Source organism: Streptococcus pyogenes, assembly GCF_002055535.1.
GTDB classification, from domain to species: Bacteria; Bacillota; Bacilli; order Lactobacillales; family Streptococcaceae; genus Streptococcus; species Streptococcus pyogenes.
Genome location: NZ_LN831034.1, coordinates 1,854,928 through 1,868,052 on the forward strand (window position 1 = coordinate 1,854,928; position 13,125 = coordinate 1,868,052).

General features: G+C 37.3%; 13 protein-coding genes and 4 pseudogenes. 8 read left to right on the forward strand and 9 right to left on the reverse strand.

Going from position 1 to position 13,125, the window contains the following annotated elements; translation table 11 throughout:
* Positions 1 to 15 precede the first annotated feature (15 nt).
* The 5 genes from B6D67_RS09735 to hisS form a co-directional block, all read right to left on the reverse strand.
* Positions 16 to 888: a YitT family protein gene (locus tag B6D67_RS09735; protein ID WP_002982164.1), complete on the reverse strand. Its 873-nt coding sequence runs from the start codon at positions 886 to 888 to the stop codon at positions 16 to 18.
* Between the two features lie 42 nt (positions 889 to 930).
* Positions 931 to 1,809, reverse strand: coding sequence for a YitT family protein (locus B6D67_RS09740; protein ID WP_002991372.1), 879 nt, complete (start codon positions 1,807 to 1,809; stop codon positions 931 to 933).
* A 19-nt stretch (positions 1,810 to 1,828) separates the two neighbouring features.
* Positions 1,829 to 2,770, reverse strand: a complete 942-nt coding sequence (locus B6D67_RS09745) for a YitT family protein (protein ID WP_010922775.1) — start codon at positions 2,768 to 2,770, stop codon at positions 1,829 to 1,831.
* On the reverse strand, positions 2,763 to 4,511 hold the full coding sequence (gene aspS / locus B6D67_RS09750; protein WP_010922776.1) for an aspartate--tRNA ligase: 1,749 nt from the start codon (positions 4,509 to 4,511) through the stop codon (positions 2,763 to 2,765). Before aspS ends, B6D67_RS09745 begins: the two co-directional genes overlap by 8 nt.
* 337 nt (positions 4,512 to 4,848) lie before the next feature.
* Positions 4,849 to 6,129, reverse strand: coding sequence for a histidine--tRNA ligase (hisS, locus tag B6D67_RS09755; RefSeq protein ID WP_010922777.1), 1,281 nt, complete (start codon positions 6,127 to 6,129; stop codon positions 4,849 to 4,851).
* Positions 6,130 to 6,348: 219 nt separating this feature from the next.
* On the opposite strand from hisS, the gene rpmF reads away from it, so the two are divergent.
* The gene (gene rpmF, locus B6D67_RS09760) at positions 6,349 to 6,531 is read left to right on the forward strand and encodes a 50S ribosomal protein L32 (protein ID WP_000290414.1); all 183 of its coding nucleotides are present in this window, start codon (positions 6,349 to 6,351) and stop codon (positions 6,529 to 6,531) included.
* Between the two features lie 15 nt (positions 6,532 to 6,546).
* Positions 6,547 to 6,696 (forward strand): 50S ribosomal protein L33, encoded by a 150-nt coding sequence (rpmG, locus tag B6D67_RS09765; protein WP_002982147.1) that lies wholly within the window; start codon positions 6,547 to 6,549, stop codon positions 6,694 to 6,696.
* A gap of 39 nt (positions 6,697 to 6,735) precedes the next feature.
* On the opposite strand, the pseudogene B6D67_RS10480 reads toward rpmG, so the two are convergent.
* Positions 6,736 to 6,960, reverse strand: a pseudogene (locus B6D67_RS10480) (FanG protein).
* A gap of 28 nt (positions 6,961 to 6,988) precedes the next feature.
* Between B6D67_RS10480 and B6D67_RS09775 the strand changes: the two are divergent.
* The 5 genes and pseudogenes from B6D67_RS09775 to B6D67_RS09795 all read left to right on the forward strand — a co-directional run bounded on the left by B6D67_RS09775 (position 6,989) and on the right by B6D67_RS09795 (position 10,344).
* Positions 6,989 to 7,603 (forward strand): CadD family cadmium resistance transporter, encoded by a 615-nt coding sequence (locus B6D67_RS09775; protein ID WP_002995289.1) that lies wholly within the window; start codon positions 6,989 to 6,991, stop codon positions 7,601 to 7,603.
* A gap of 11 nt (positions 7,604 to 7,614) precedes the next feature.
* Entirely contained in the window at positions 7,615 to 7,953 is a 339-nt protein-coding gene (cadX, locus tag B6D67_RS09780) for a Cd(II)/Zn(II)-sensing metalloregulatory transcriptional regulator CadX (protein WP_002995294.1), read from the forward strand.
* Between the two features lie 50 nt (positions 7,954 to 8,003).
* Positions 8,004 to 8,915: pseudogene (locus B6D67_RS09785) on the forward strand (transcriptional regulator); the annotation flags it as partial.
* Positions 8,909 to 9,745: pseudogene (locus B6D67_RS09790) on the forward strand (ATP-binding cassette domain-containing protein); the annotation flags it as partial. The pseudogenes B6D67_RS09785 and B6D67_RS09790, both read left to right, overlap by 7 nt.
* The gene (locus B6D67_RS09795; RefSeq protein WP_002982120.1) at positions 9,742 to 10,344 is read left to right on the forward strand and encodes a hypothetical protein; all 603 of its coding nucleotides are present in this window, start codon (positions 9,742 to 9,744) and stop codon (positions 10,342 to 10,344) included. The pseudogene B6D67_RS09790 and the gene B6D67_RS09795, both read left to right, overlap by 4 nt.
* A gap of 475 nt (positions 10,345 to 10,819) precedes the next feature.
* Here the strand turns inward: B6D67_RS09795 and B6D67_RS10170 are convergent, their stop codons facing one another.
* On the reverse strand, positions 10,820 to 11,101 hold the full coding sequence (locus tag B6D67_RS10170) for a hypothetical protein (protein ID WP_015446326.1): 282 nt from the start codon (positions 11,099 to 11,101) through the stop codon (positions 10,820 to 10,822).
* Positions 11,102 to 11,107: 6 nt separating this feature from the next.
* Positions 11,108 to 11,152 (reverse strand): annotated as a pseudogene (locus B6D67_RS10625) (hypothetical protein); the annotation flags it as partial.
* Positions 11,153 to 11,554: 402 nt separating this feature from the next.
* Here B6D67_RS10625 and B6D67_RS09805 point away from each other — a divergent pair.
* Positions 11,555 to 12,397 carry a DUF368 domain-containing protein gene (locus B6D67_RS09805; RefSeq protein ID WP_002991650.1) on the forward strand — a complete coding sequence of 281 codons (843 nt, stop codon included), beginning with the start codon at positions 11,555 to 11,557 and terminating at the stop codon, positions 12,395 to 12,397.
* A 46-nt stretch (positions 12,398 to 12,443) separates the two neighbouring features.
* On the opposite strand, the gene B6D67_RS09810 is transcribed toward B6D67_RS09805, so the two are convergent.
* Positions 12,444 to 13,085: an NUDIX hydrolase gene (locus tag B6D67_RS09810; RefSeq protein ID WP_010922781.1), complete on the reverse strand. Its 642-nt coding sequence runs from the start codon at positions 13,083 to 13,085 to the stop codon at positions 12,444 to 12,446.
* Positions 13,086 to 13,125: the final 40 nt, after the last annotated feature.

The following is a 13,125-nucleotide window of genomic DNA, read 5'->3' on the forward strand; positions in this document are numbered from 1 at the left end:
GTTTGACCTGTATTTTTATTTATCATAATTTCTTCGGCGAATTTTAAAATCAGAGCTAATAACTTCGTCCACATCAATAATGGAGATAAAGGCATCTGGATCCAAACCAGCTAAAATACGTTTGACTTCCCGAACTTCAGTTGGGTTCAAGGTCACATACATGATATTGTAATCATTACCAGAGTAAGCTCCTTGACCTTTCAAGTAAGTCACTCCACGATTGATTTCGGTTAGGATAGCTTGAGCGGCAGCCTCTGAATGCTTGGTAATAATAATCATTCCACGGATAGTGTAACCACCATTTTGAACCACACTAATCATTTGGCTAAAAACAAAGCTTGCCACCAAAGTGTAAAGCATGTGTTTTAAATCCACATAAGTCAACGAAGCTGTCAATACAAGAGCATCCACCAAAAGCAAAGTTTGACCTAGCTTAGCTCCAAATTTTTCTTCTGCAATGCGACCAATAATATCCGTTCCACCTGTGGTTGCACCATAGCGAAAAACAATGCCACTCCCAATCCCTGAAAAGAGACCTGCCACTACAGCCACCAACATCATGTCATTTTCCAAGCCAAGTTCGATAGGAACTTTTTGCCACATCCAGATAAAAGCGGACATCAGAACTGTTCCATAGATGGTTAGAGCCAAAGAACGCTTCCCAAAAATCTTTGCCCCTAAAATAAAAAGTGGAAGATTAAATAAGAGAGAAGAGTAAGCAGGATTAATCCCAAAATGCGCGTGTAAAATCAAGGTTATTCCTGCCACACCACCTTCAGCCAAAGCATTAGCCATGTTAAAATTAACAAAACCGAAGGTATAAATGGCTACACCTAGGGCAATCAAAAACAGTTTTAGTAGTTTAGTCAATTTATCGTGATGTGCCATCCTTTATCCTCACTATTCTTCGCAGGCAACTCTAATGCTCATTTATTTTCTCTTTTTATGGTATTTGCTTTTAATAGTTAAAAATTCTGGGCTATTGACTTCATTAACATCAAAATAAGTGATAAAGGCATTGGGATCAACCTGAGTTAAAAAAGCTTTTAATTCCCTAATATCTCTTCGCCCCAAAGCCACATAAATCACTTTTTTACGGCGACCAGAGTAGGCTCCTTCACCTGTTAGATAAGTAACTCCTCTTCCCAATTCGTCCATGATGAACCGGGCAATTTTCTCCGCTTGTTCTGAAACGATAAAAATGCCACGGGCTGAATAACCACCTTGTTGTACCAAGCGAACAATTTGACCATACATAAAGCTAGCAATCAGAGCATACATCATTTGCGGCAGGGAAATATAAGTCAAAGAGACAATCATGACAAAAAGATCAATGCCTAAAAGAGCTTGATTCAGCTGTAGTCCTAACTTGTCTTCTAATAACTTAGCAATAATATCTGCTCCACCGATGGTTCCACCATTGCGAAACACAAGACCGCCACCTAGACCACCAATAATTCCAGCCATCAAGGAAACGACTAAATTGTCATGGTCCAAGTCAACGACCAAAGGAAAGCGTTGAAACAGCCACACAAAAAAGTAAAGTGATAAAATACCCGTTACTGTGTAAACCATGGCTCTTTTCCCAAAACATCTAGCTCCCAGCAAGACCAAAGGCAAATTAATCAAATAGCCTATCAAAGAAGGATCAATCTCAAAAAGTGCCTTACCAACTAGGGTGAGACCAGCTAAACCATTGGCTGCAATGCGATTAGCCATGTAAAAATAAACAAAAGCAAAGGCGTAGATAGCAGCTCCTAAAATAATAAAGCAAAATTTCTTTAACTGTAAACGTTGGTCAATTGACATGACACCTCCTGTGTTTTTCTTAATCATCTTCCACAAAACGACCGATAATTCTAACATTCTCAGCCACTGAAACAAAGGCTTGTGGGTCTGTTTTTAACATCAGCCATTTGAATTCTGGGTATTCTTCACATGTCAAAATGGTAATCAAAACTGCTTTTTGTTCATGCTTGTAAGTCCCTTCTGCGTCGTTGATACTGGTCACTCCGCGATGCAGACGTTTATGGATCATATGAATCACACGCTCTGGATGGCTGGTAACAATAGTTGCCTGCATTTTCTTTTGCTTGGTGAAAATGGCATCCGTAACACGACTTGATACAAAGATAGAGACCATAGAATAAAGGGCGTACTGCCAGCCAAATAAAATCCCTGCAAAGGCTAAAATTGCACCATTAACCATCAATGAGAGACTGCCCACATCCTTGCCTGTTCGTTTTCTAAGGGTCAAACTGACAATATCAGTCCCCCCACTAGAGATACGTGATTTGAGACCTGTACCAATTCCCATTCCCATAACCAAACCACCAAAAATAGCATTGATAAGAGGATCAGTCGTCAGCGTCACTTGAGGCATGATTTGAATAAAGAAAGAACTCATGCTGACTGTGATAAAGGTAAAAATGGTAAATTGATGCCCAATTTTATACCAAGCTAAAATAAGCAAAGGAATATTAATCAAATAAAACGCAAAGGCGATGGGAAAATCATAGCCTAAAAGACGATGACTAAGAGCTGAAAAAACCTGTGCTAGACCAGTTGCTCCACTTGAATAAACATGCCCAGGCTGGAAGAAAAAATTCACAGCAATACTAGAGAGAATGCCATAAAGCAGAGAAGCCGAAATCTTCTCTGCATATTTTTCTCTTGAAATACTTCTTAGAGCGTGGAGTAGGCCAACTTTCTTGGCCCCTCTACTAATGACATATTTAACTTTTTTCTTATAGGTTGTTTTCTTAATCATGACTTTCTATTTGAAGACTGAGTTCTTCTAATTGGTTTTCAGAAACAAGACTAGGTGCTTGCGTCATTGGATCAGAGGCTTTGTTATTTTTAGGGAAGGCAATAACTTCTCGAATATTGTCTTTTCCAGCAAGCAACATGACAAAACGGTCAAGACCAATTGCCAAGCCACCATGAGGAGGAAAGCCGTAGTCCATCGCTTCTAGTAAGAAACCAAATTGGTCGTTAGCTTCATCAGCGGTAAAGCCAAGAGCCTTGAACATGCGCTCTTGCATCTCTTTTTGATTGATACGCAGGCTACCACCACCAAGCTCGTAACCATTTAAAACGATGTCGTAAGCAATAGCCCGTACCTTAGCCAAATCACCCTCTAACTCATGAGCAGATTCTGGCGTTGGAAGAGTGAAGGGGTGATGAGCTGACATATAACGTCCTTCTTCTTCTGACCACTCAAACATTGGCCAATCAACCACCCAAAGGAAATTAAACTGCGACTGATCAATCATGTCAAGGTCCTTGGCAATACGATTACGAAGGGCACCTAATGTATTATTAGCAACCTCAAGAGTATCCGCTACAAATAAAACCAAATCATTCTCAGCAAGTTTTAATTGGCTTGACAACTCTGTCTCAATAGCTGTCAAGAACTTGGCTACTGGGCCTGCCAATTGACCATCTGTCACCTTAACCCAGGCAAGGCCTTTAGCACCAAATTGTTTGGCAAACTCAGTTAATTTGTCAATATCTTTACGAGAGTATCGATCTGCATTTCCCTTCACCACAATCGCCTTGACAGCTGGTGCTTCTGAGAAAACCTTGAAGTCATTTCCTTTGACAGTTACTGTCAAGTCTTGTAAAAGCATTTCAAAACGTGTGTCTGGTTTATCAGAGCCGTAGCTATTCATTGCTACATCGTAGCTCATACGTGGGAATGGTAGGGTTACATCTATTTCTTTTGTCTCTTTCATCACTTTAGCAATCATGCCTTCAACGATGTCTTGAATTTCTTGTTCAGAAAGGAATGACGTTTCCAAGTCAACTTGTGTAAACTCAGGTTGACGGTCACCACGTAGATCTTCATCGCGGAAACATTTCACAATTTGATAATAGCGATCAAAGCCAGCATTCATCAATAACTGTTTGGTTATTTGCGGACTTTGTGGCAAAGCATAGAAATGCCCTTGGCTAACACGACTTGGTACCAGATAGTCACGCGCACCTTCTGGAGTTGATTTTGTCAACATAGGTGTCTCGACATCGATAAACTCAAGGTCATCAAGGTAATTACGGATAGAATGAGTCACTTTTGCACGTAGCTTGAAGTTTTCTAACATTTCTGGACGTCGTAAATCTAAGTAACGGTAACGTAAACGCGTGTCATCACTTACTTCAACGTCATCTTTAATTTCAAAAGGCGTCGTTTTAGCTGTGTTTAAAATGGTCAAAGCAGATACTTTTAACTCAACCATTCCTGTCGCCAACTTATCATTGGCTTGTTGTCGAGCTTCAACAAAACCTTCCACTTCAATCACATATTCACTACGTAAGCGTTCAGCAGTTGCCATCACATCACTGGAAACTTCCTCAGGGTTAATGACTAATTGCATCACACCCTCACGGTCACGCAAATCAATAAAGATGAGACCACCCAAGTCACGACGACGACTGACCCATCCTTTCAATGTGATTGTCGTTCCAATGTGTTCTTCGCGAACACGCCCTGCATACATGCTACGTTTCATAAATAAATTCCCTAAAACAAACAGAATCCTGTGAAACCTGCTCGTTTCCAATTCCTTTCACTATATAAATCAATTAATTCATTCCCTACTATTATAGCAAAAAGCCCTTAAAAACCCCACCCATTTAAAAAGAGTTTTTCTAAAGATAAAGCAAAAATACTGAGCCGTCAGTATTTTGACATATCAAGTGTCCTCACAGAATACTAAGAAAGCTAATCAATCCCCTTACAGAAAACAAACAGGTGCAACTCCCTTCTAAAAAGAGAAGTTACACCTGTTTTAGTGATTATCTTCTAAACAATCATATCAACACAAGCTTATGACGACAATAAAATCATTAAGATAATAATTGCTCTGAGATGTTCGCAAAGTTTGTCATCATATCTTCAAAACTGACTTCCACTTCTTGACGACTACGATTATTCTTAATCACAGCTTTGCCTGCTTCAACTTCACTTTCTCCTAAAGTCATTACCAATTTTGCTTTAAAGGTATCGGCTGATTTAAACTGAGCCTTAATCTTACGGCCAAGGTAATCTCGTTCAGCTGTAAACCCTTGACGGCGAATGGCTTGAACCAATTCTAAAGCTTTGCTATTAGCACCATCACCTAACACAGCAAGGTAAATATCCATCTCTGTCTCAATTGGCAAGGTAATGCCCTGCTTTTCAATAATCATCAAGAGACGTTCTAAACCAAGACCAAAGCCAAATCCTGGAGTCTCAGGCCCACCAAAATAACCTACCAAACTATCATAACGTCCACCCGCACAGATAGTTAAGTCAGAACCTTCCACAGACGTGATGAATTCAAAAATAGTGTGGCTATAGTAATCAAGGCCACGCACCATATTGGTGTCAATCACATAAGGAATGTCAAGTGCTTCAAGCATATCTTTGACCGCCTCAAAGTGCGCCTGACTTTCCTCATCTAAGTAATCCAAAATAGAAGGCGCTTTTTCAACGGCTAGTTTATCTTCTTTTTCTTTAGAATCAAGCACGCGCAGTGGGTTTTCATCCAAGCGACGTTGACTATCTTTAGATAATTGATCACGCATTGGTGTTAAGTAGTCAATCAAGGCTTGACGATAAGCTGCACGACTCTCAGGACTCCCCAAACTATTTAAATGAAGGGTGACATCCTTAATGCCCAATTTTTCAAAGAGGTGATAGGCCATCGCAATGGTTTCAACATCTGTTGCTGGATTAGCAGCGCCGAAACATTCTACCCCAATCTGGTGAAATTCACGTAAACGACCAGCTTGAGGACGTTCGTAGCGGAACATGGAACCGATATAATAAAGTTTGACGGGTTTTTGGACCTCTGGCGCAAACAATTTATTTTCAACATAAGAACGCACCACTGGAGCTGTACCCTCTGGTCGCAAGGTAATGTGACGATCTCCTTTATCATAGAAATCATACATTTCCTTCGTCACAATATCAGTCGTATCACCTACAGACCGCGAGATTACCTCGTAGTGTTCAAACATAGGAGTACGAATTTCTCCATAATTATATTGGCTAAACGTATCACGCGCAACAGATTCCACATACTGCCATTTCGCAGCATCCCCAGGCAGAATATCCTGGGTTCCTTTTGGTTTTTGAAGTTTCATAAGTTTACCTCTTTGATTAGTTTTCTCTTTAAACATTCTACCATTTTTTCTTATATTTTAAACAAGCATATATCATTTGCTTTAGTTTGATAGTATTTTCACCATGAAATTGTAAAAATAAAAAGTTTTGTCAAGTAACTTTACTTTACAAAAAAGATATGTTATCATAGTGAAGTTGATGAAAATCAAAACTTACACATCGAAAGGAAGAACAAGAAAATGGCAGTACCTGCACGTCACACGTCAAAAGCGAAGAAAAACAAACGTCGTACACACTACAAATTGACAGCTCCATCTGTACAATTCGACGAAACTACTGGAGATTACTCACGTTCTCACCGTGTATCCCTTAAAGGATACTACAAAGGACGTAAAATCGCTAAAGCTAACGAAGCTAAATAATAGAAGGGAGATACCATGCGCGTAAATATTACACTTGAACATAAAGAATCTGGTGAACGCTTGTACCTTACTTCAAAAAACAAACGTAACACTCCAGACCGTCTTCAATTGAAAAAATACTCACCAAAATTACGTAAACACGTTACATTTACAGAGGTTAAGTAAGGGGTTCACTACACGTCATTAGACGTCAAAACATTGATTTTAAGCGATTTTTGAATTTTTGAAGTTCATTACATTGTAATATAAATCAATAAGAACTCTACCTTTTACTCTACCTTTTTTAGATGAATATATCATTTGGATATTGAAGTTAAGCCCTGTTATCATTTGGATGGCAGGGCTTTTTTATATTTGGTACACTAACTTCTTATCTATATTTTGGTGTAGCTGAAATTGACATCTACAAAGTTTAATGTTAAAATTCATTCAAAAATATATTTGAATGAGGTGTTTTATGATTCAAAATGTTGTTACTTCAATAATCCTGTATTCTGGGACAGCCGTAGACTTACTTATTATCCTAATGTTATTTTTTGCCAAAAGAAAAAGCAGAAAAGACATCATTAACATCTATTTAGGACAATTTCTAGGCTCTGTTAGTCTAATATTGCTAAGTTTGCTTTTTGCATTTGTCTTAGATTATATTCCTAGTAAAGAGATTTTAGGTTTGCTCGGTTTGATTCCAATTTTCCTAGGCCTCAAAGTTTTGCTTTTAGGAGATTCTGATGGAGAAGCTATTGCCAAAGAAGGTTTGAGCAAAGATAATAAAAACCTGATTTTTCTAGTCGCTATGATTACTTTTGCAAGTTGTGGTGCTGACAATATTGGTGTCTTTGTCCCATATTTTACTACCTTAAATTTAGCGAATTTGATAGTGGCTTTACTTACCTTTCTAGTCATGATTTATCTCTTGGTTTTTTCTGCCCAAAAATTGGCACAAGTCCCTTCTGTTGGAGAAACTTTGGAAAAATATAGCAGATGGTTTATTGCCGTTGTTTATTTAGGATTGGGGATGTATATCCTGATTGAAAACAACAGCTTTGACATGCTATGGGCTGTGTTAGGCTAGGAGAAAAAATTATGAAAAAAGATAGTATCTGTCAAGTGGGTGTTATAAATCAACAAAATGTTACAACCGCAACGAACTACCTTGAAAAGGAAAAAGTCCAAAAATCACTTCGTATTTTATCAAAATTTACCGATAATAAACAGATAAATATCATCTTTTATCTCCTTGCCGTCGAAGAACTCTGTGTCTGCGATATAGCCTGTTTATTAAATCTCAGTATGGCATCTGCCTCCCACCATCTTCGTAAACTAGCCAATCAAAACATCTTGGACACTAGAAGAGAGGGGAAAATTATATATTATTTTATAAAAGATGAGGAAATCAGAGATTTTTTTAATCAACTAGGATAACAACTATTTTTACTACTTTCTACTTTTCCATGATTATAGGGGGATTATATATGAAATTTTTTGAAGAAAATTATTCACAAGAAATACCTACTCGTATCAAAAATTTAAGAAAAAAACACAATATTACACAAAGCGAACTAGGCAATGCAGGTCAAGTTAGTCAAGTTGAAAGTGGTAAGCGACCAATTACGAGTTCGATGTTAGTTTATTTAAATGCTCTAACCGCTTCGAACTATACGTATATCGTTTTTGGAGAGTTAGATGAGTTTATTGAGAATCTGTTTCATTATTTTTTCAGTTCTATTTTATATAGAGATTTAGAGGCTGTAGATGAAAACCTATATTCTTTCATGAGTGATGATTTAATTTCAATCCAATCAAGTTGTCTAAGTATTGCCAAGACATTTGCAAATTTCAATATTCAAAGAAAAAGATTTATGATTTCTACTGAAACTGAAATGGATACTTTTCACAAGAAAGATGACATTGACGTATGGGTTGGTGGAAAAAGTTATAACCCCGCTAGGAGTTTTAGGAATAATCCAATAAATGAATTAACTGTTATTGATTTTGAAGAAATGGCTGATATTCTTTTGTTGATGTTGAGAGATAATCTAATTAGGTCGTTTGAAATTAATGTCTGCAACACACTGTTCGAATTAGATAAAAATGGTGAACCGACAACATTTAATCTAGATAAAATTGACTCAATAATCAATAAGTGGTGGTCTGAGAATGTCTCAACAGAGATAATACCCAACCTCATAAAAAAACTTAGAGAAAATCCCTTGTTTAATATCGGATTTATGGTAAATGATATATTAGAACGAATGTATAAAGAGGACATACCAAAGTCTTACCTTACTTCTGTTCCATTAGTTATTTCCAAAAAAGCAAGGTCAACTTTATCGATTAAGTCAAACGGAAGTCAAAAAATAGATAAATCAAAATTTGCACAGATTTTGTCCCTTTAGAGACGGATGACTTACACATTCAACGTGGATTATTCTTCCCTTGGAGAAAGGGGATTTCAGAACGCTTGGCGATTCCTGATTTAGATAAATTTTCATCTAACTTACAACAGGGGAAAATTCCTGTCATAAAGCACTTCGAACTCAATTTAGATAAGGGGAGTCACTGGGCTATTGCTGGAAATTCAGGTTCTGGGAAACCGTACGCTCTCACTTACTTCTTGAGTGTCCTGAAACCTAAGTCCGGCCTAATTATCATTGACCCAAAATTCGATACCCCTAGCCAATGGGCAAGAGAAAATAAAATTGCCGTTATCCACCCAGTAGAAAACCATTCAAAATCTGATTTCGTTTCACAAGTCAATGAACAATTAAACCAGTGTGCAACTCTCATTCAGAAACGACAAGCTATCTTGTATGATAATCCCAATCATCAATTTACCCATCTAACTATTGTTATTGATGAAGTCCTCGCTCTATCAGAGGGAGTCAATAAGAATATCAAAGAAGCTTTTTTCTCCCTACTATCACAAATTGCCTTGTTGGGACATGCTACTAAAATCCATCTATTCTTGGGAAGCCAGCGTTTTGACCATAACACTATTCCCATTTCAGTGAGGGAACAGCTAAACGTATTATTGCAAATTGGAAATATCAATCAGAAAACCACTCAATTCTTATTTCCAGACCTAGATCCAGAGGGAATTGTCATTCCAACAGGACACGGAACAGGTATCATTCAAGTTGTCGATAATGAACACTCCTATCAAGTTCTACCCTTACTCTGTCCAACCTACTATACTAAGCGAGGTATCCTATGACCACTAAAACCTACTTCATGAGAAGCTTCAATCTCATATTATACTTACTGCTTATTGCTCCAATCTGCTATGTGTTCGGTTGGCTGTTCAATCTTGTTTCAGTTCAATTATCTACCGTCACATTTGTCAATCTGGATACGGTTAAAAACGTTACTGATACCATTAGTTCTGTATGTTATGGATTCGCTCTTATTTCTTTACTTCTAGCCTTATTATCTGGATTAAAGATGATACAACGCTTGAATACAGATAGCCTTGGGAACTACTGCCAATCTATTTATCGCACCTTTCTATTAAGACACTTCCTTTTCCAGCGTGAACGAGTACAGAAGGTAAGCAACTTTGAACACCAGACCGTTACCACTATCAATCCAATCCATAACGGGTTTAACCGAGCTGTACGTAAGTGTATCGTAGATATACGAAAAGATGCCATTACTGTATTTCTAAAAGTTCCTAGAGACCAACAGGGGCAAAAAATCCTAAAGGATACGGGAGTACAACTGAAAGAAGAGATTGTCATCCAACACACAGACTATTATTTCTCTTCTCCTGTTCGAGTTCGTAACCAATTGTGGTTTATTGGTCAAAAGCGTTAATTCCTTGGGGCTGTGGCTTGCGTTAAGCAAAAGCCAGACAGCCCCTTTTTTATATTCTTATCTATCATGACCTATTGGGGTTACTACGACAACGAAAGTTAGAAGCTGTGGGTATTTATTTATCTTGAAAAGATTGCTGAACTAACGCAATAACTACTCTACCATTCACTCTACCTTTTATTAAGCAACTATCAATAAATATTGATACAATAAGGTTTATAACAGCTAAAATAGAAAATACTTAACCTTTACAGAAGTAAAATAATTGAGATGAGAAAAGCCTATGAAATGAACGTTTCAAAGGCTTTTTTCGTGTTTAAAAAAACAAATGAAAAAACAAAATAGAGAGTAGGGTTATTAACACTGTCAGTCCTGTGTACGCAATAACAATCCATGCTTTTTGATAAGGATATTTTGCTTTTTCTTTAATCTTATCAATCTGATCTAAGCTCTCACCCTTTGCTATAGCTTCAAGTTATCGGTAAGTCTGAACATCATATGTCTTTTTAAATCGCTCAATTCTTAAGGCGATACGCATGATTATCAACCATAAGATAGCAACCGGACCATATCCCCACCAACCTAACCAAGACATTATAGGATAAATACTGATAGCAATTAGGAGTGTCCCAAATAACATAATATGCGTATTCCTATCACATTGTTTAATCTCCTCATCCTTAATAATTAAAGTCATTTTTGGGATATCTTCTGCTATTAGTTGCTCTAAAGGAACCTGTAAGGACTTACTTAACATCAAAAGATTTTGCAGGTCTGGATAGCTTTTACCGTTTTCCCAGTTTGAGATAGTCTTCTTGAAACATACATCATTTCAGCAAGCTCTTCTTGTGACATCTGTAATTTTTTTCAATAATAAGATAACTGGTTTTTAAAGCCCATAATAAATCTCCTTTTTAATAGCTACTATAATCCTTCTTCAATAAGTTTACTATCAAAAGTCTTTGACCTAAGCTTTTTTTCGTTTATCTTTTTAATAATTATCGTAAGGTTTACAGTCTTTGTAAATTTTATTTACAACTTTGACAATCAAACTTGACTTGATCACAAAGACATGGTGTTTAAGGAAAATATCTTCAAAATTGAATGTATTATTTATTAGGAACAATTATTTTAGTAGGGATATGCAGCTTTGTGTCAGCAATTCTTTAAATTTATGATACAATAAAATCATTCTTTTCAGGAGGCAACAATGGTTTCATTTATTTCAAGAGTTTTTAAAGGCATGATTATTGCACTAGGTTTTATTTTACCTGGTGTATCCGGTGGTGTTCTCGCAGCCATTTTAGGAATCTATGAGCGAATGATTTCCTTTTTAGCTCATATGAGGGATAACTTTATTGAAAATGTCTTATTTTTCTTACCAGTAGGAATTGGTGGTATTTTAGGTATTGCTCTCTTTTCTTTCCCCGTTGAGTTTTTGCTTAAGCACTATCAAGTTAGCGTCTTATGGGGATTTGCTGGCGCTATTGTCGGCACTATTCCTAGTCTGATTAAGGAGTCAACCAAGCAGTCTCAAAGAGACAAAGCTGACTGGCTATGGCTAGTCCTTACCTTTGTTATTTCAGGACTAGGTCTTTACTTCTTAAATGACTTAATCGGTACCTTACCAGCTAACTTTTTAACCTTTATTTTAGCAGGTGCCTTAATTGCTTTAGGAGTACTGGTCCCTGGACTAAGCCCGTCAAATCTCTTACTTATCTTAGGACTCTATGGTCCTATGTTAATAGGGTTCAAATCTTTGGATTTATTAGGGACTTTCTTACCTATTGCTATCGGAGGAGTCCTAGCCATCTTGGCTTTTTCTAAAAGTATGGATTATGCTTTACAGCACCATCATTCAAAAGTTTACCACTTTATCATTGGTATTGTATTATCCAGCACGCTATTAATTCTTATTCCAAATAGTAGTAGTCCCGAATCCATTTCCTACAGTCATGCAGGTATCTTAACCTGGCTTATGGCCTTTGTGTTATTTGCTCTTGGTATTTGGCTCGGACTTTGGATGAGTCAATTAGAAGAAAAATACAAATAACCTTTACAGTTTGTTGACAAAAAGTTGACGCCAACAAACTAGTGCTCTATCTCCCCTTAGATTTTTCAATATCTGAGGGGTTTTTCTTTGCAATTGATTCATCATTTAGAATATCGGTTAAACACTTAGTAAACTGGGCAGTCATTCCCCATATGGTTTCTTCTAGATTTTCATAAAACGGAATACTACGGTACTCTTGACTAAATTGGTAGTATTTCCCATTACGAATACGGTCAAAAGGAAAATCCGTTGTCTCAATAGGAGTGACTTCTAAACGATAATAGACAGGATCAGTGAAAAGTAGCTGACGTAAAGGTACTATAAAGACCTTGTCAACTTCTTCGTTAGGCTGTATGCTTTTCCAGTCATCAACGACTAATTGACCAACGAAACAATGAATAGTTCTAGAAGACTGTACTAAATAATCAATTTCACCCCATAGCTGGATCTGGGACGCATCAACAGTCAATTCCTCAACTGTTTCTCGGATAGCAGCTTCTTGAAGTGTCTCCTGATTTTCTACTTGTCCCCCTGGGAAAGAAACTTCCCCCGGTTGTGAAATATGCTGACTTCTGACTTCATATAAGACATGCCAGTCATCATTGACAAGAATAAGAGGTAAAAATACGGCGTACCGCTTCTCCTCTCCTAGTGGTTTTGCCTGATACTGTTTTAATAAGTCCTTCATAGTCTTCCCTAATTTCTCTTTCCGTTAATCTTATCTTCAT